16 protein-coding genes and 1 pseudogene are annotated in these 16,940 nt (G+C 66.8%); 14 read left to right on the forward strand and 3 right to left on the reverse strand.

Annotation, left to right across the window (positions count from 1 at the left end; translation table 11 throughout):
• The first annotated feature begins 40 nt into the window (after positions 1-40).
• Entirely contained in the window at positions 41-2,461 is a 2,421-nt protein-coding gene (pbpC, locus tag KHN93_RS05835) for a penicillin-binding protein 1C (protein WP_104560739.1), read from the forward strand.
• Between the two features lie 269 nt (positions 2,462-2,730).
• Here pbpC and KHN93_RS05840 read toward each other — a convergent pair whose 3' ends face one another.
• Together KHN93_RS05840 and KHN93_RS05845 are read right to left on the reverse strand one after the other, a co-directional pair.
• Positions 2,731-3,291, reverse strand: a complete 561-nt coding sequence (locus KHN93_RS05840; RefSeq protein WP_024938597.1) for a ferritin-like domain-containing protein — start codon at positions 3,289-3,291, stop codon at positions 2,731-2,733.
• A 43-nt stretch (positions 3,292-3,334) separates the two neighbouring features.
• A complete protein-coding gene (locus tag KHN93_RS05845; RefSeq protein WP_016903926.1) occupies positions 3,335-3,817 on the reverse strand; it encodes a peroxiredoxin in 483 nt (160 codons plus the stop codon).
• Between the two features lie 162 nt (positions 3,818-3,979).
• On the opposite strand from KHN93_RS05845, the gene KHN93_RS05850 reads away from it, so the two are divergent.
• The 11 genes from KHN93_RS05850 to KHN93_RS21765 all read left to right on the forward strand — a co-directional run bounded on the left by KHN93_RS05850 (position 3,980) and on the right by KHN93_RS21765 (position 15,177).
• Positions 3,980-4,456, forward strand: a complete 477-nt coding sequence (locus tag KHN93_RS05850) for an Hsp20/alpha crystallin family protein (RefSeq protein WP_016903925.1) — start codon at positions 3,980-3,982, stop codon at positions 4,454-4,456.
• A gap of 140 nt (positions 4,457-4,596) precedes the next feature.
• The gene (locus tag KHN93_RS05855; RefSeq protein ID WP_054590856.1) at positions 4,597-5,493 is read left to right on the forward strand and encodes a DnaJ C-terminal domain-containing protein; all 897 of its coding nucleotides are present in this window, start codon (positions 4,597-4,599) and stop codon (positions 5,491-5,493) included.
• 384 nt (positions 5,494-5,877) lie between these two features.
• Entirely contained in the window at positions 5,878-6,264 is a 387-nt protein-coding gene (gene pilH, locus KHN93_RS05860) for a twitching motility response regulator PilH (protein WP_024938599.1), read from the forward strand.
• A gap of 457 nt (positions 6,265-6,721) precedes the next feature.
• Positions 6,722-7,861 carry an FtsH protease activity modulator HflK gene (hflK, locus tag KHN93_RS05865; protein ID WP_024938600.1) on the forward strand — a complete coding sequence of 380 codons (1,140 nt, stop codon included), beginning with the start codon at positions 6,722-6,724 and terminating at the stop codon, positions 7,859-7,861.
• On the forward strand, positions 7,861-8,724 hold the full coding sequence (gene hflC / locus KHN93_RS05870) for a protease modulator HflC (RefSeq protein ID WP_016903921.1): 864 nt from the start codon (positions 7,861-7,863) through the stop codon (positions 8,722-8,724). Before hflK ends, hflC begins: the two co-directional genes overlap by 1 nt.
• A 433-nt stretch (positions 8,725-9,157) precedes the next feature.
• Positions 9,158-9,622: an REP-associated tyrosine transposase gene (locus KHN93_RS05875; protein WP_104560745.1), complete on the forward strand. Its 465-nt coding sequence runs from the start codon at positions 9,158-9,160 to the stop codon at positions 9,620-9,622.
• Between the two features lie 319 nt (positions 9,623-9,941).
• Entirely contained in the window at positions 9,942-10,127 is a 186-nt protein-coding gene (locus KHN93_RS05880; RefSeq protein ID WP_039407247.1) for a DUF2065 domain-containing protein, read from the forward strand.
• Between the two features lie 412 nt (positions 10,128-10,539).
• Entirely contained in the window at positions 10,540-11,832 is a 1,293-nt protein-coding gene (locus tag KHN93_RS05885) for an adenylosuccinate synthase (protein WP_024938603.1), read from the forward strand.
• A gap of 175 nt (positions 11,833-12,007) precedes the next feature.
• Positions 12,008-14,671 (forward strand): M1 family metallopeptidase, encoded by a 2,664-nt coding sequence (locus KHN93_RS05890; RefSeq protein WP_212579255.1) that lies wholly within the window; start codon positions 12,008-12,010, stop codon positions 14,669-14,671.
• A gap of 37 nt (positions 14,672-14,708) precedes the next feature.
• Positions 14,709-14,996 carry a ribbon-helix-helix protein, CopG family gene (locus tag KHN93_RS05895; protein WP_146092576.1) on the forward strand — a complete coding sequence of 96 codons (288 nt, stop codon included), beginning with the start codon at positions 14,709-14,711 and terminating at the stop codon, positions 14,994-14,996.
• A gap of 1 nt (position 14,997) precedes the next feature.
• Positions 14,998-15,177 (forward strand): hypothetical protein, encoded by a 180-nt coding sequence (locus KHN93_RS21765; RefSeq protein ID WP_425512715.1) that lies wholly within the window; start codon positions 14,998-15,000, stop codon positions 15,175-15,177.
• 159 nt (positions 15,178-15,336) lie between these two features.
• Here KHN93_RS21765 and bdcA read toward each other — a convergent pair whose 3' ends face one another.
• Positions 15,337-16,050, reverse strand: coding sequence for an SDR family oxidoreductase (bdcA, locus tag KHN93_RS05905; RefSeq protein WP_212579256.1), 714 nt, complete (start codon positions 16,048-16,050; stop codon positions 15,337-15,339).
• A gap of 70 nt (positions 16,051-16,120) precedes the next feature.
• On the opposite strand from bdcA, the gene KHN93_RS05910 reads away from it, so the two are divergent.
• Together KHN93_RS05910 and KHN93_RS05915 are read left to right on the forward strand one after the other, a co-directional pair.
• On the forward strand, positions 16,121-16,711 hold the full coding sequence (locus tag KHN93_RS05910; RefSeq protein ID WP_047128276.1) for a TetR/AcrR family transcriptional regulator: 591 nt from the start codon (positions 16,121-16,123) through the stop codon (positions 16,709-16,711).
• A gap of 34 nt (positions 16,712-16,745) precedes the next feature.
• A pseudogene (locus KHN93_RS05915) lies at positions 16,746-16,899 on the forward strand (type II toxin-antitoxin system RelE/ParE family toxin); the annotation flags it as partial.
• Positions 16,900-16,940: the final 41 nt, after the last annotated feature.

The raw sequence follows: 16,940 nt of genomic DNA on the forward strand, positions 1-16,940 counted from the left end.
ATGGTGGCCGAAATGCGTTTTGCCCTGCATCCTTGGCAGGATGGATGAGCAGCAGCACGCGCAGGCAAGGATCGACCAGACGCAGGAACGCGTCGCTGGCAAGGATGGTGTTGCTCGGCGTGGCCGGCGCTGGTTGACGGGGCTACGCTGGAGCGCCGTGGCACTGTTGTCTGCGGTGTTGCTGCTGGACCTGGCCTTCCCACTGCCACTACCCAAATCACGGGACACCTCCACGCTGGTGGTGGCACGCGATGGCACGCCGCTGCGCGCGTTCGCCGACCGCAACGGGGTGTGGCGCTATCCGGCCAGCCCGCAGAGTGTGTCGCCGCTGTATCTTCAGGCGCTGCTCAATTACGAGGACCGCTGGTTCTGGCGCCATCCCGGGGTCAATCCGTGGGGCCTGCTGCGTGCCGGCGGGCAATGGATCGGGCAGGGGCGCATCGTCTCCGGCGGTTCGACGCTGACCATGCAGGTGGCGCGCATCCTGGATCCGCATACGCGCACGCCGTGGGGCAAGGCCAAGCAGCTGTTGCGCGCGCTGCAGCTGGAAGCGCACCTCAGCAAGCGCGAGATTCTGACGCTGTATCTGGAGCGCGCGCCCTATGGCGGCACCATCGAAGGCGTGGAAGCGGCCAGCTGGGCGTACCTGGGCAAGCCGGCCAAGGCCTTGTCGCAGGCCGAAGCTGCGTTGCTGGCGGTGTTGCCGCAATCGCCCAGCCGCCTGCGCCCGGATCGCCATCCCGAGGCCGCGCAACGCGCGCGCGACAAGGTGCTCGATCGCATGGTGGAGCTGGGCGTGTGGTCGCGCGCGCAGGTGGACGATGCGCGGATCGAGCCGGTGGTGACGCGCTCGCTCAAACCGCCGTTGCATGCGGCGCTGCTCGCGCAGCGGTTGCACAGCGCGCGACCGCGCGCGGCACGCATCGTGACCACGCTGGATGTGGAGCTGCAGCGCACCCTGGAAGAACGCGTCACGACATACTTTTCGCAGCTGCCCGAGCGCACCTCTGCGGCATTGCTGGTGGTGGACAACACCACCATGGAAGCACGCGCATACGTGGGCTCGGCCAGCTTCGGCGATCGCAAGCGGCTGGGGCATGTGGACATGGTGCAGGCCTGGCGCTCGCCCGGTTCCACGCTCAAGCCGTTCCTGTACGGCATGGCGTTGGACGATGGGTTGATCCACTCCGAAAGCCTGTTGGTGGATGCGCCGCAGAGTTTTGGCAGCTACCGGCCCGGCAATTTCGATGCGGCCTTCAATGGGCCGGTGAGTGCGGCGACGGCGTTGCGGTTGTCGCTGAACGTGCCGGCGGTGGACCTGCTCGACCGGATCGGCCCGGCGCGGTTTGCTGCGCGGCTGTCCAATGCCGGGATCGAGCTGCGCTTTGCGCACGGCAGCGTGCCCAATCTGGCGTTGATCCTGGGTGGCACAGGCGCGCAATTGCAGGAACTGGTCGGTGCATTTGCGGCGCTCAATCGCGGCGGCATCGCCGGGCGCGTGCGCTATACGCCGGACGATCCGCGCATCGAGCGCCGGCTGATGTCGCCGGGTGCGGCCTGGATCGTGCGCGAGATCCTGCAAAGCAATCCGCGCCCCGGGTACGGCAGCGGCACCTTCGACACCGCCACGCGCCCAGGCGTGGCCTGGAAGACCGGCACCAGCTACGGCTACCGCGATGCCTGGGCGATCGGCGGCACGCGTCGCTACACGGTCGGGGTGTGGGTGGGGCGTCCGGACGGTACGCCGCTGCCGGGCCAGTACGGCGCCGTCACCGCACTGCCGCTGATGTTCGAAGTCATAGACGCCTTGCCGCGCAGCGCCGGCGATAGCGCGCCGGTGCCGATGCCCGCCAACGTGCAGGCCTTGGATATCTGTTGGCCACTCGGCGGCGCGGCCGATCGCACGCCACCGGCACAATGCGCACGCCGCGCCGACGCCTACGTGCTCGATGGCGCAGTGCCGCCCACCTTTGCCGAGCGCGACGCACGGCTATGGCAAAGCGGGCAGCTGCATTTCGATGTGGATGCGCGTAGTGGCCAGCGGCTGTCGCAGGAGTGCAGCCAGGCGCATGAGCGCGTGCCGCATGCAGTGGCGCGCTGGCCGGCATTGGTCTCGCCCTGGCTCAGTACAGCCGAGCGCAATGCTGCGCAACTGCCGCCACTTGCGGCGGACTGTCTGCCCGATGGGCGCATGACCGGTGGCGGTGTGCTGCGTATCGACGGGCTGAGCGATCGCGCCACGCTGGCGCGTGCCAACGCCACCTCGCGTCCGGTGCGCCTGCAACTGCGTGCACTGGGCAGCGACGCGCGCATCGACTGGTTGCTGGACGGCCGCTGGATCGCACAGACCAACGGACGCCAGGGATTTCAGCGCGAATTTGCCGAGGTCGGCACGCATACGCTCACCGCAATGGCCAGCGACGGTGCCTGGACACAGCTGCGCTTTCGCGTATTGCGCTGACTGGGCAGGTGCTCCGCCCGGCCAGCGTGCACACACCCGTAGGAGCGCACCTGGGCGCGATGGGGCGTTAGCGGGAATGCCACGTCGCGCCCGGGTGCGCTCCTACCGCCGCAGGCAACCGCACACCATCCTGCGGCACAGAAAACAGACAGGGCGCTCAAGGCGCCCTGTTTGCTTAAATCATCGAGTCGATTTCAACTTTCAACGTCACCGTGAATGTCGATACCGATCATCGCTCGCAACGCATCGCTGCATTGCAATCACTCGGTTCACTCGCCGATCCAGCCTTCCAGCAGGTCGGCGAACTCGTCGGCGTGCTCTTCTTCCTGGGCCAGGATGTCTTCCAGGATGCGCTTGGTGGTGGTGTCCTTGTCGCCGATGAAATCGATCATCTCGCGGTAGCTGTCGATGGCGATGCGCTCGGCGATCAGGTTTTCCTTGACCATGTCGCGCAGGTCGCTGCCTTCCTTGTATTCGGCATGCGAGCGCTTGGTCAGCGTGTCCGGGTTGAGGTCCGGTTCGCCGCCCAGCTGCACGATGCGCTCGGCGAGCCTGTGTGCGTGCGCCTGTTCCTGCTGCGCATGCTCCAGGAACTCGCCCTTGACCGCATCGGCAAGCATGCCCTTGGCCATGAAGTAGTGGCGGTAATACCGCAGGGTGCACACGTATTCGGTGGCCAGTGCGGTGTTGAGCAGCTCGATCACCGCCTCGCGGTCGGCGTGGTAGCTCTCGGTGATGGCACCGTCTTCGATGCTCTGGCGTGCGCGGCTGCGCAAGGTGGCGGTATCGGTGATGCCGTCGGGGAGTTGCTTGGCTGGCTGGTTAGACATGGCTGGCCGGTTTCCTTCTGAGTGGTTGGGGGGAATCAATGCATCAATCGGGCAGGTGCTGCAGTACGTAATCGGCGGCGGACACCTTGAATTCGCCGGGTTCTTCGACGAACAAGGCCTTGACCACGGCGTCGTCGGCATACAGTGCGTAGCGGCGCGAGCGCAGGCCCATGCCCGAGCCGCTGGCGTCGATCTCCAGGCCCAGAGCGCGGGCCAGTTCGGCGTTGCCGTCGGGCAGCAGGTGCAGGCCGTCGGGGATCAGCTGGCTGCGGCCCCAGGCCTGCATCACGAACGGGTCGTTGACCGCGGTGCACAGCACCTCGATGCCGCGTTTGCGGAATGCGTCGAAGTGCTCCACATAGCCCGGCAGGTGCTTGGCCGAGCAGGTCGGGGTGAAGGCGCCCGGCACCGCGAACAGCAGCACCTTGCGGCCGGCGAACAGGCTGTGGGTGTCCACCGCCTCGATGCCCTCGCGCAGGCGCTTGAGCACGACTTCGGGAATGCGGTCACCAACGTGGATGGTCATGGGGCTGGGCTCCTGCGGCTGAACGAAGTCTAGAAAGGGGCGAGGGAAAAGCGCGTCAACGCGCTTGAAATCCGCAGCGGCACGCCTATCTGACGCACATGGCCGGCGCAACGGCGCGCGCCGCGGCAGCCGGCCCCTCACCCAACCTTTTGGAGGCTCGCAATGAACATCGTTCGTTATCCCCAGTGGCCCACCCATGCGCTGCAAAACGAGATCAAGCACGTGTTCGACCGTTTCTTCGAGCAGAACGGCGACACCGACGAATCGGCGGTGGTGACCGCGCAGTGGGTGCCGCGCGTGGACATCAAGGAAGAGGCCAACCACTTCGTGCTGTATGCCGACCTGCCGGGCATCGACCCCGGCCAGATCGAGGTGCAGATGGACAAGGGCATCTTGTCGATCAAGGGCGAGCGCAAGGGCGAGTCCAGCACCGAGACCGAGCGCTTCTCGCGCATCGAGCGCCGCTACGGCAGCTTCCACCGCCGCTTCGCGCTGCCCGACAGTGCCGACCCCGACGGCATCACCGCGACCGGGCACAACGGTGTGCTGGAAATCCGCATCCCCAAGCGCCCTGCGGCCACCCCGCGCCGCATCCAGGTCGGCAACGGCCAGGACCCGGCCGGCAATACGGTGCAGTAAGGCAGCAAAACCTGGAGCGGAGCGGCATGCTTCGCTTCCCGGCGGCAACCGCACCGTAGAATAGGTGCGGTTGCCCGCCCGGCTGCGATATGACTGGCTCGTGGCCTCGGCTGCGGGCCGTTTTTTTCAGAGGTGATTAGATGGAATTCAAGGATTACTACGCAACGCTGGGCGTGGAGCCCAGCGCGGGCGATGCGGAGATCAAGACCGCCTACCGCCGGCTGGCGCGCAAGTACCACCCCGACGTCAGCAAGGAGGCCGGCGCCGAAGACAAGTTCAAGGCAATCAACGAAGCCTACGAGGCGCTGCGCGACCCGGCCAAGCGCAAGGCCTACGACCAGCTCAAGGCGCAGGGCTTCCGCCCGGGCGACGAGTTCCAGGCCCCGCCCAGCTACGGCGGTGGGCAGGGCTACGACTACGAGGAAGTGTTCGGCAACGGCGGCGCCGGTGGCGGCTTCAGCGATTTCTTCGAAAGCCTGTTTGCCGGCCAGCGCGGCGGCCGTCCGCGTGGTCCGGGCGCCGGCCCTGGTGCAGGCGCGGGTCCGCAGGCGCGCGGGGATACCCGCGCCAAGCTGGCGGTGCCGTTGGAAGCGGTGTATGCGGGCGACAGCGTGCGCATCACCATCAACGGCAAGCAGCTGGATGTGCGCGTGCCCAAGGGCGTTCAGCCCGGCCAGGTGATCCGCCTGAGCGGGCAGGGCAACGGCGGCGGCAACCTGCTGCTGGAGATCGAATACGCCGCGCACCCGCAGTTCGAGGTGGACGGGCGCAACATCCTGTACACCCTGCAGGTCATGCCCTGGCAGGCGGCACTGGGCACCACCATCAGCGTGCCGACCCTGGGCGGGTCGGTGGAGTTGAAGGTGCCGGCCGACTCGGACGCCGGGCGCAAGCTGCGCCTGCGCGGCCGCGGCCTGCCGGGTACCACGCCGGGCGACCAGATCGTGGAGCTGGAAATCCTGGCCCCGGCCCCCACCGACGATGCGCAGAAGAAGGCCTACCGCAACCTGGCTAAGGCGTTCGGCGAATCGGTGTAGGCCGCGTGGGTTGAGCGGGAAATGGGTGAGGGTTCGGCAGGCAGCTGGTGCGCCAGTCAGCGTCGATCTGCGCGGTTGAATCGCCGCTGTCCCCTCATCCGGCGCTATGCGCCACCTTCTCCCGACGGGAGAAGGGAGCAATTGCCTCTCCTGTGGTGAGGGATTGAGGGCGGGGCAGCATGCGCGCGATGCAGGGTTGAACGACCTTCTGCAACGTTGTTGAATCCAGTTGCCCCCTGTGCACCGTAGTACGCGTTGCACAGCACAACAGCAACGCGTCACTGGATCAACACCTCGCAACAGCATCGCCGGTCGCACCGCCTGGCCCAGCTACCGAAAGCGCGGCCGGCGCACTACACTCGCCGCGCACACTAGGGGAAACACATGGCACGCATTCTGATCGTCGACGACTCGCCGTCGCAGCTGCTGGGGATTCAGCGCATCGTCGAGAAGCTGGGGCACGAAACCATCACCGCAACCGATGGTGCCGCCGGCGTGGAAGCGGCCAAGTCCTCGTTGCCGGATCTGGTGCTGATGGATGTGGTGATGCCCAACCTCAACGGCTTCCAGGCCACGCGCACGCTCAAGCGCGAGCCGACCACCCAGCACATCCCGGTGATCCTGGTGACCACCAAGGACCAGGACACCGATCGCATGTGGGGCATGCGCCAGGGCGCACGCGCCTACATCACCAAGCCGTTCTCCGAAGACGAGTTGCTGGAAGTGATGGAGCGCGTGTTCAACCAGAAAGACGAACCGCCGACCGTCTAAGCGCGCCGACGAGGTGCGACCGGGGCGCGGTTTCGCTCCGCAGTGCGACAAGCCGGCGCTGACCGCGGCTGGTGCGATCGAAGAAGGCATGCTTGATCCAGCTTCGCGCAGCGTGGAATCGGTAGACCGGTTGGCGCCGCGCGCGCGCATCACGCGGCCACCGGCAGCAACGCATCGAAGGGCGTTCACCCTCCGGCCTTGCCTGACTCCGAACGCCAAGGTCAGCACACGCGCGCCTTTCCGGCCCCGGGGAGCGCGTCGACACGCGCCTGGACCGGACCGGGCCCTGCCGTCGCCCGATGCGTCGCCGCCCGATCCACCCCGCCGGCTAAACCGGGATGCGTCAATCGGGGCCTTTCAAAACGGTCGGTCTGCCCCATCTAGTAGAATCATCGAATCACACAACACGGCGGCACTGCGGGACTGGCCCGCACAGCCCCTCGATCATGGAGCGTGCATGGCCTGGAACACACCCGGCAACAAGGGCGGAGACGGCCCGGACCCCAACCGTCGCAGGTCCTGGGGCCCGCGCGGTGGTGGCAACGGTGGTGGCTGGGGCAATCTGCCCGCCCCGTTGAAGGAGCTGTTCGATGGCGGCGTGGGGCGCTGGATTCTGGTCGCGGTGGTGCTGATGGTGCTGTTCTCCAGCTTCCAGCTCATCGGCGAGCAGCAGCGTGGCGTGGTGCTGCGCTTCGGCCAGTTCTCGCGCATCCTGCAGCCCGGCCCGAACTTCAAGCTGCCCTGGCCGGTCGAGTCGGTGCGCAAGGTCAACGCCACCGAGATCAAGACCTTCAGCAACCAGGTGCCGGTGCTGACCCGCGACGAGAACATCGTCAACGTCTCGCTCAACGTGCAGTACCAGATCAGCGACCCGCGCAAGTACCTGTTCGGTTCGCGCAATGCCGACCTGGTGCTGGAGCAGGCCGCGCAAAGCGCCGTGCGTGAGCAGGTTGGTCGTTCCGACCTCAATACCGTGCTCAACAATCGCGGCCCGCTGGCCATCGCCTCCAAGGATCGCCTGCAGGCGGCACTGGACGCCTACAACACGGGGCTGTCCGTCACCGGTGTGACCCTGCCGGACGCACGTCCGCCGGAAGAAGTGAAGCCGGCCTTCGACGAGGTCAACGGCGCCCAGCAGGTGCGCGAGCGCCTGATCAACGAGGCCCAGGCCTACGCCGCCAAGGTGGTGCCCGAGGCACGCGGCCAGGGTGCGCGCACCCGGACCGGCGCCGAAGGCTACAAGCAGGCGGTGATCTCCAAGGCCGAGGGCGACGCCGATCGCTTCACGCTGTTGCAGGAGCAGTACGCCAACGCCCCCGAGGTCACGCGCAAGCGCCTGTGGCTGGAAACCGTGCAGAAGGTGCTGTCGGAGAACCGCAAGGTGATCGGCAGCGATGGCCGCCAGGTCATCTATGTGCCGCTGCCGGCCGACGCCAGCAAGTCCGCCAGCAACAGCGGCACTGCGGGCAACGGCAGCATGCCGTCGATGGTGCCGCAGGATGTGCTGTTGAATCCGCCGCAAACCAGTGGCGGCAGCGAGGGCATCCGCAATCCGGAGCGCGGCCCGCGCCCGACCGGCCGTGAGGGAACCGAATAATGAAGAATTCGCTAGTCATCGGCCTGATCGTCGCCGTGTTGCTGACCCTGATGGGCTCGGTGTTCGTGGTGCGCGAGGACCAGACCGCCATGGTGCTCAACCTGGGCCGCGTGGTGCGTGCCGACCTCAAGCCCGGTCTGCACTTCAAGATCCCGGTGGTGGAATCGGTGCGCGTGTTCGACCGCCGCTTCCAGGTGCTGGACACCGCCCCGGCGCGCTACTTCACCGCCGAGCAGAAAGACGTCAGCGTGGACTTCTTCGCCATCGGCTACATCTCCGATGTGCGGGCGTTCTATCGCGCCACCGGTGGTGAGGAGTCGGTCGCCAATTCGCGCCTGGCCCCGATCATCACCGACTCGCTGCGTAACCAGATCAACTCGCGCACCCTGCAGCAGCTGGTCTCCGGCGACCGCAGCGAGTTGATCGCCAACCAGCTCAAGGGCATCAACGGCGCGATCAAGGGCCTGGGCATGCAGATCACCGACCTGCGCATCAAGCAGATCGACCTGCCGACCGACAGCCAGGTGATCACCGACGTCTACGAGCGCATGCGCGCCCAGCGCAAGCAGGAAGCCAGCAAGCTGCGCGCCGAAGGCGAGGAACAGGCCCTGACCATCCGCGCCCAGGCCGACCGCGAGTCCACCGTGATCGTGGCCGATGCCGAGCGCGATGCGCAGAAGCTGCGCGGCGAAGGCGATGCCGACGCCGCCCGCATCTACGGCCAGGCCGGCTCCAAGGATCCGTCGTTCTACGCGTTCTACCGCAGTCTGGAGGCCTATCGCGGCTCCATGACCGACGGCAACGGCGTGGTGGTGCTGGACAAGAACGACCCGTTCCTGCAATACCTCAAAAGCGATCGTTGATCGCTGGCTGATCGCTATGCCTTGAAACGACAACGCCCGCCTAACGCGGGCGTTGTCGTATGTGACTCTCACTGCCGGGCAGACAGACGCGCCCCCCACCGTAGGAGCGCACCCGGGCGCGACCGCTTTACCGGTAGTGCCCGTCGCGCCCAGGTGCGCTCCTACGCGTGGCGCGTGTGGGCCGATGGATCGGGCCGATGGCGTTCGTGGACTGCGATGGTGATGATAGTCATGTCCGGAGTCCGCAGCTGCCTGGAGCGCCTCTCCCGTCGTGTTGGCCAGACTCGACCCGTTAGGAGCGCACCCGGGCGCGACGGGCCTTGCCGGCCGACCCCGCTGATTGCCTTTGACAGTCAGCCGCCACATGGATCCCTAGCGCAGAACGCGGCAACCGCCGATATCTCGCGTGGTCCAAGGCCGTCAGCATCGCGCCATGGCCAACATCGACACTCCCGGGCATCGCGCGCTGCGCCGTGGCAGGCAGTCTTCGCCCAACAGCGCTTACCTGCTGACCACTACGACATGGCAGCGTCGCCCTGTGTTCGCAGATGTTCTGCTGGCCGCAGCGGCCTGCCGCGCGTTCACCACGGCAACGCCCTCCGACGCCAGGCTGCTGGCCTGGGTATTGATGCCGGATCATGTGCATTGGTTATTGCAGCTTGGAAGCACCACCGGGTTGGCCAACGCCGTCTCATGCATGAAAGCGTGTGCAGCGCGCGCGGTGAACGATAAGCGCCAGCATCACGCACCGGTCTGGAGCCGCAGCTACCACGACCACGCGTTGCGCAAGGACGAGGACCTGCACGCAGCCGCGCGCTACCTCATCGCCAATCCCCTCCGTGCCGGGCTGGTCAGTCGCTTAGGTGATTACCCGTTCTGGGACGCAATCTGGCTTTGAGAGGTGACCAAACCCCGGCATCCTCGTAGGAGCGCACCCGGGCGCGACTGCTTTACCGGCAATGCCCGTCGCGCCCAGGTGCGCTCCTACGAGGTGTGGTGTGTCCGGGTGTCGATCCGGTGCCTTTCGTGGATCAAATGGTCGTGCGTCGGGCGGTCTGAAGATCTCGCGAGGCACGCCACCTCGCCATGTAGGAGCGCACCCGGGCGCGACTGCTTTACCGGCAATGCCCGTCGCGCCCAGGTGCGCTCCTACGGTGCGGCGTGGCGGGCTGCCGAACCGGGCACACTGCAACTCCCACGTTGTCTTGGTGTTGCTGATGCACGAGTTCCTGTCCGCGTTATGCCTGATCGCCGTCATCGAAGGCCTGCTGCTGTTCGCCGCGCCCGCCGCCTGGAAGCGGATGGTCGAGCAACTGTTCAGCCTGCCCACGGCCCAACTGCGTGCCATCGGCGGTGTGACCCTGGTGCTGGGCGCGATCGCGCTGTGGATCGTGCGTCACTGAGTGGGTGGTTCCGACCGCAACGGGCAGCGTAGGAGCGCACCGGGGCGCGACAGGCATTACCGGTGAAGCAGTCGCGCCCGGGTGCGCTCCTACGACCCGCGATGGGGGCTTGGGATTGCCAGGGACCGGCAGCGCCCGGAGCACCGCGCAACCGACGGCCAGCGGCAATCCGACCAGCCCCCGGTCCGCCGTCCGCCAGGGGTAGTGCACGTCACCGGAAACCCGGATAATGCACAAAAGCCGGCCGGGCACGCTCACACAGGGCACCTCGTTCGGCTTTTTCCGTGTCAGGGCTTCACGCGCCGCTGCAACGCTCCCCGATGGAGCCGCGCACCAGGCGGCGCCGCCAGCCGTGAACCGGTCCCATCCCGCGGCCCCGATGGCCGCAGCAAAACTCAGGAGTTCACCCGTCATGGGTCAGTCAGTTGTCGTGCTCGGTGCCCAGTGGGGCGATGAAGGCAAAGGCAAAATCGTCGATCTGCTTACCGAAGAGATCGGTGCGGTGGTCCGCTTCCAGGGTGGCCACAATGCCGGCCACACGCTCGTCATCAACGGCAAGAAGACCGTCTTGCATCTGATTCCGTCCGGCATCCTGCGCGACGACGCGCTGTGCCTGATCGGCAATGGCGTGGTGATCTCCCCGGCCGCGCTGATCAAGGAAATCAGCGAGCTGGAAGGTGCCGGCGTGGAAGTGCGCTCGCGCCTGAAGATCTCCCCGGCCGCGCCGTTGATCATGCCGTACCACATCGCCCTGGATCAGGCGCGCGAGAAGGCCGCCGGCGGCAAGGCCATCGGCACCACCGGCCGCGGTATCGGCCCGGCGTACGAAGACAAGGTTGCCCGCCGCGGTATCCGCATCGCCGACCTGCATTACCCGCCGCAGCTGGAAGAGCTGCTGCGCACCGCGCTGGATTACCACAACTTCGTGCTGACCAAGTACCTGGGCGTGGAAGCGGTGGACTTCCAGAAGACCTTCGACGAAGCGCTGGCCTTCGGCGACTACGTGCAGCCGATGAAGTCGGACGTGGCCGGCATCCTGCACGACCTGCGCAAGCAGGGTAAGCGCGTGCTGTTCGAAGGCGCGCAGGGCGCGTTGCTGGACATCGACCACGGCACCTATCCGTACGTCACCAGCTCCAACACCACCGTCGGCGGCGCACTGGCCGGCACCGGCGTGGGCGCCGATGCGATCGACTACGTGCTGGGCATCGCCAAGGCCTATGCCACGCGCGTGGGCGGCGGCCCGTTCCCGACCGAGCTGGACGACGAAGTGGGCCAGGGCATCCGCGACCGCGGTGCCGAGTACGGCGCCTCCACCGGCCGCCCGCGCCGCTGCGGCTGGATGGACATCGTCGCGCTCAAGCGTGCGGTGGCCATCAACGGCATCTCCGGGCTGTGCATCACCAAGCTCGACGTGCTCGACGGCATGGAAAAGCTCAAGGTCTGCATCGCCTACGAATACCGCGGCAAGCGTACCGAATACGCCCCGCTGGACGCGCAGGGCTGGGAAGAGTGCACCCCGGTGTACCTGGAGTTCCCGGGCTGGACCGAAAACACCCACGGCATCACCGAGTGGGACAAGCTGCCGGTGGCCGCGCGTGCCTACCTGCGCGCGCTGGAAGAACTGGCCGGCTGCCCGATCTCGATCGTCTCCACCGGCCCGGATCGTGACCACACGATGGTGCTGCAGGATCCGTTCGCCTGATCGGCTGACGCCAGACGCGGCATCGTCCAACGGCCCGGCTTGTCCGGGCCGTTGGCATTTGAGGATTGCTGAGATTTGCCATGACTTCCGGCGGTGCCTGCGCGCACTGTTCCGGCGGATCATCCGCGGCCTGGCGCCGCTTGCCTGCCCACTTCGCCCACATCGAGAATTTCCCATGCGTCTTCCCCTGGTGACCGCCATCGCACTGGCCCTGCTCGGTACAAGTCCGGCCGCCTCCGTGCTCGCCGCCGCGCCCGCGCCGACGAGCGCCGCCGCCTCGTCCATCACCACCCAGTTGCCGCGCACGGCCAAGCCCATGCATTACGCGGTGGAGATCACGCCGCATGCCGACAAGATGACGTTCGACGGCAAGGTCGCCATCGATATCAGCGTGCTGCAGGCCACCGACCGCATCGTGTTGCAGGCGGCTAACCTGAGCTTGGCGCGCGGCACGCTCACGCAAAAAGGCGGCAAGCCGCAAGCTGCCAAGGTCAGCACCGATGCCGAGGCGCAGACCGCCACGTTCGCGTTCGACAAGCCGCTGGCAGTGGGCGAGTACGTGCTGTCCATCGACTACAGCGGCGTGATCAACACGCAGGCCAACGGCTTGTTCGCGCTGGATTACACCACCGCGCAAGGTGCGCGCCGCGCGTTGTTCACCCAGTTCGAAAACTCCGATGCGCGCCGCTTCATTCCCTCCTGGGACGAGCCCAACTTCAAGGCCACCTTCGACCTGGCGATCAATGCGCCGGCCGGGCAGATGGCAGTGAGCAACATGCCGGTGGCCTCGTCCAAGCCGGGCGCAAACGGGCGCACCCGCATCGCGTTCCAGACCTCGCCCAAGATGTCCACGTACCTGCTGTTCGTCAGCGTGGGCGATTTCGAGCGTGCCACCGTCACCGCCGACAACGGCACCGAAATCGGCGTGATCGCGCAGAAGGGCAAGGTGGACCAGGCGCAGTTCGCGCTTGAATCCGGCCGCGACGTGCTGCACGAATACAACGCCTACTTCGGCATCCCGTACCCGCTACCCAAGCTGGACAACATCGCCGCGCCCGGTCGCAGCCAGTTCTTCAGCGCCATGGAAAACTGGGGCGCGATCTTTACCTTTGAATACTCATTGTTGCTGGATCCGGCGGTGGCCAACATCGACACCAAGCAAGGCGTGTTCACCGTGGCCGCGCATGAGATTGCGCACCAGTGGTTCGGCAACCTGGTGACCATGGCGTGGTGGGACGACCTGTGGCTCAACGAAGGCTTCGCCAACTGGATGGAGGCGCGTACCACGGCAAAACTGCATCCGGAATGGGATATCGACAAGACCGGCCCGGCGCTGAAGAGCCGCGCGGCGATGCGGCGCGATGCGTATGCAACCACCCACCCGGTGGTGCAGCACGTGGCCACCGTGGAGCAGGCCAGCCAGGCCTTCGACGCCATCACCTACCAGAAGGGCGAGGCGGTGATTGCCATGCTGGAAGACTACGTCGGCTCGGACCACTGGCGCACCGGCGTGCGCAGCTACATCAAGCAACACCAGTACGGCAACGCGGTGACCGACCAGCTGTGGCAGCAGATCGACGCGGTGGCCCCCGGCAAGCAATTCACCCAGGTGGCGCACGACTTCACCCTGCAGCCGGGCGTGCCGTTGATCAAGGCCAGCAGCCGCTGCGTCGGCGGCCAGACCGCGGTGACGCTGGAGCAGGGCGAGTTCACGCTGGACCGCCCCGACAAGCAGCCGTTGCGCTGGCATGTGCCGGTCGTCCTGCGCAGCGGCAATGGCGCGCCAGTGCGCGTGCTGGTAGACGGCACCGCCCAGGTGCAGGTGCCCGGCTGCGACGCACCGGTGGTGGTCAATGCCGGGCAAAAGGGCTACTTCCGCACCTGGTATGCGCCCGCGCAGTTCAAGGCGCTGACCACCAGGTTTGCCGCGCTACCGGTGGTGGACCAGGTGGGCGTGTTGAACGACACCAACGCACTGGCCGGTGCCGGCGTGCAGGCGCAGGCCGACGTGCTGGATCTCACCGCCCAGGTGGCGGCAGGCGCATCGCCCGATGTCTGGGACATGGTGGCCAGCATCTATGACGATGTGGACGGCAGCTTCGAGCGCGACCCGGCTGCGCGCGCCACGTGGCGTGCCTATGCCGTGCCGCGCCTGGCGGCCGAATTCGCAACGCTGGGCTGGGACAAGCGCGATGGCGATTCGGCGCAGATCCAGCAGTTGCGTACCCGCCTGATCGCCACCCTCAGCGACATGGGCGATGCCGCCGTGATCGCCGAGGCACGCCGGCGCTTTGCCGCCTTCCAGGCCAACCCCGCCTCGCTGTCGCCGGAACTGCGCGACAGCGTGCTGGGCGCGGTTGCGCACAATGCCGACGCCGCCACCTGGGACGCCTTGCATGCCTTGGCCAGGCAGGAAACCTCGTCGATGGTGCGCGACACCTATTACGACTTCCTCTCCATGCCCAACGACGAGGCACTGGCCAGGCGCGCGCTGGAACTGGCGTTGACAGCCGAGCCGGGCGCCACCACCGGTGCGAGCATGATCGACCGGGTCGCTTCCCGGCACCCGGAGCTTGCCTTCGACTTCGCGGTGGCGCATCGCACGCAGGTGGACACCCTGGTGGACTCCACCTCGCGTGCCCGCTACTACCCCGGCCTGGGCATGGACTCGGCCGAGCTTGCCACCGCCGACCGGATCAAGGCCTATGCCGGGCAGTACATCGCACCCACCTCGCGGCAGGCCGCAGACAACGCCATCAACACGATCCAGACGCGGGTGAAGCTGCGGGCGGCGTCGCTGCCGCAGATCAAGGCATGGTTGAAGGCGCGCAAGCGCTGAGCGTTGCGGTCATCGCAGCACAGGAAACAGCCCGGTCTTGCCGGGCTTCACAACTATCCGTCTTCCAGACGAACTCAAGATGCGCGTTGCCGCAGCAGCGAAGCGGGGCGGCACGACGTCACATCGCTTCATCCTGGAAGCGATCGCCGAAACGGCGGAATCGGTCGAGCGTCGTGCCGATTTCGATGCGGTTGCCGAGCAGCGTTATGCCGGCATCGTGGCGTCCGGGAAGACCATCACCTGGGACGACATGCGTGGCTATCTAGAAAAGCGCATGGCCGGCGAGCCGGCAAAGCGTCCCACGGCCCGCAAACTAGCCCGGTAGCATGGCGCGTATCGCGCTGGCACCGGAGGTTGCACCGGATCTAGAGCGGATCTTCGACCACCCCCAGCGCCATGAGGCCGCACATGTCGCAGCACGCCTGCACGAGATCATTGCGGCCATCGATGTGCTGGAAACCAATCCGCTGATCGGCCGGCCGGCGGCGACAAGTGCGAACTGGTGATCGGTCACGGCGCGCACGGCAATCTGGCGCTGTACTGCCATGTCGCGCAGATCGGCACGGTGTTTGTGCTGGCCGTTCGCTCGCAACGTGAGGCGGGCTTTGCGGGGCCGTGATGTTCGCAGTTCCCTCATCGCCGTAGCCAAGGCAGACGTCGCCGCGTCATGCCCCAAACGCACCATCGATCGTATGCATCGCCCCGGTGACAAAGCTCGCTTCCGGGCCGGCCAGCCAGGTCACCATGCCGGCCACTTCGTCGGCGCGGCCGTGGCGTTTGATCGCCATGAAGCTGTGCATCAGGTCTTTCATCGGCCCGTTTTCCGGGTTGGCATCGGTATCGATCGGGCCCGGTTGCACCACGTTGATGGTGATGCCACGCGGCCCGAAGTCGCGGGCCAGCCCGCGCGCCAGCCCTTGCAGCGCGGATTTGCTCAGCGCGTAGGACGCCATGCCGGGCAGCGGCATGCGGTCGCCGTTGACCGAGCCGATCACGATGATCCGCCCGCCGGGCGGCATCTGCCGCGCGGCCTCCACGGCGGCGTGGTAGGGCGCGTGCACGTTGATGCGGAATAGCCGGTCCACCGCGTCCGGATCCTGGTCCAGCGCATCGCCGAACAGCGCGATGCCGGAGTTGACCACCAGCACATCCAGCGGCCCGCTGCGGCGCACCGTGTCGATGACCGCATCGCGGTCGGCGCTGTCGGCCAGCACCGCGGTGCTGCCGGTGTCACCGGCCAGGCGCTGCGCCGCCTCGGCAGAGCCGGCATAGGTAAACGTCACCCGTGCGCCCTCGGCCACGAAGCGCCGCACGATGGCGGCCCCAATCCCCCGGCTGCCACCAAGCACCAATACCGACTTGTCTTTGAACGCTGACATGCATCACCTCGCAATTAATGTAGCGAGTAATACATAATAGATATCGCCTGCCGTCAAGAGTTTTGTAACTATGACTACAGAAACCCCCCGGGCGCGCGGCCGGCCGCGCGCATTCGACCCGGATCAAGCGGTCGCCACCGCGCAGCAGCTGTTTCATGCGCGCGGCTACGACGCACTGAGCGTGGCCGACCTCACCCAGGCACTGGGCATCAATCCGCCCAGTTTCTACGCCGCCTTCGGCAGCAAGGCCGGCCTGTACGCGCGCATCCTCGACCGCTACGCGCAGACCGGGGCCATCCCGTTGCCCCAGATCCTGGACACCGCCCGCCCGCTGGCCGACGCGCTGGCCGACGTACTGGAGCAGGCCGCGCGCTGCTACGCCGCAGACCCCGCCGCCACCGGCTGCCTGGTGCTGGAAGGCACGCGCAGCAACGACGCGCAGGCGCGCGAGGCGGCCTGTGGTTTTCATGTCGCCGCCCAGGAGTTGATTCGCTCCCACATCGCCAAGCAGTGCCCGCACGACGCAGACCGGCTGGCGGATTTCGTCAGCACCACCATGGCCGGGCTGTCCGCCAGCGCCCGGCATGGGCAGAGCCTGGAGCGTCTGCTGGCGAGTGCGCGCTTGGCGGGGGAGGCGCTTCGGGTGGCGCTGCGCGGATAGGCAGCGTGAGAGTGGGCAGAAGGCTTTCGATGGTATGAGCTACCGCAAGCGGGGCTGGCGGATCCCGTTCTTGTGCGAGTTGATGATTGGTTTCAGTGCCAGTGGCTACGTGCTGCTGTTTGAGGTTGCAAGCGATCAGGTCGTCACCGTTGGCGATCAGGCATTGGCGTGAAGACGACTATCATTAGGCGGCGAGTCAATCGATAAGTGGCGTCTGTGCCTGGGGCGC

It is taken from the genome of Xanthomonas arboricola pv. juglandis, from assembly GCF_905367715.1.
Classification (GTDB): domain Bacteria; phylum Pseudomonadota; class Gammaproteobacteria; order Xanthomonadales; family Xanthomonadaceae; genus Xanthomonas; species Xanthomonas arboricola.

Excerpts from the sequence above, each read along its gene's own strand:
- KHN93_RS05850 (WP_016903925.1), top strand. The coding sequence starts at position 3,980 with ATGAACATCGTTCGTTATCCCCAGTGGCCCACCCATGCGCTGCAAAAC.
- KHN93_RS05855 (WP_054590856.1), top strand. The coding sequence starts at position 4,597 with ATGGAATTCAAGGATTACTACGCAACGCTGGGCGTGGAGCCCAGCGCG.
- pbpC (WP_104560739.1), top strand. The coding sequence starts at position 41 with ATGGATGAGCAGCAGCACGCGCAGGCAAGGATCGACCAGACGCAGGAA.
- KHN93_RS05875 (WP_104560745.1), top strand. The coding sequence starts at position 9,158 with ATGGCCAACATCGACACTCCCGGGCATCGCGCGCTGCGCCGTGGCAGG.
- KHN93_RS05840 (WP_024938597.1), bottom strand. The coding sequence starts at position 3,291 with ATGTCTAACCAGCCAGCCAAGCAACTCCCCGACGGCATCACCGATACC.
- KHN93_RS05885 (WP_024938603.1), top strand. The coding sequence starts at position 10,540 with ATGGGTCAGTCAGTTGTCGTGCTCGGTGCCCAGTGGGGCGATGAAGGC.
- hflK (WP_024938600.1), top strand. The coding sequence starts at position 6,722 with ATGGCCTGGAACACACCCGGCAACAAGGGCGGAGACGGCCCGGACCCC.
- KHN93_RS05910 (WP_047128276.1), top strand. The coding sequence starts at position 16,121 with ATGACTACAGAAACCCCCCGGGCGCGCGGCCGGCCGCGCGCATTCGAC.
- pilH (WP_024938599.1), top strand. The coding sequence starts at position 5,878 with ATGGCACGCATTCTGATCGTCGACGACTCGCCGTCGCAGCTGCTGGGG.
- bdcA (WP_212579256.1), bottom strand. The coding sequence starts at position 16,050 with ATGTCAGCGTTCAAAGACAAGTCGGTATTGGTGCTTGGTGGCAGCCGG.
- KHN93_RS05880 (WP_039407247.1), top strand. The coding sequence starts at position 9,942 with ATGCACGAGTTCCTGTCCGCGTTATGCCTGATCGCCGTCATCGAAGGC.
- hflC (WP_016903921.1), top strand. The coding sequence starts at position 7,861 with ATGAAGAATTCGCTAGTCATCGGCCTGATCGTCGCCGTGTTGCTGACC.
- KHN93_RS05845 (WP_016903926.1), bottom strand. The coding sequence starts at position 3,817 with ATGACCATCCACGTTGGTGACCGCATTCCCGAAGTCGTGCTCAAGCGC.
- KHN93_RS05890 (WP_212579255.1), top strand. The coding sequence starts at position 12,008 with ATGCGTCTTCCCCTGGTGACCGCCATCGCACTGGCCCTGCTCGGTACA.
- KHN93_RS21765 (WP_425512715.1), top strand. The coding sequence starts at position 14,998 with ATGGCGCGTATCGCGCTGGCACCGGAGGTTGCACCGGATCTAGAGCGG.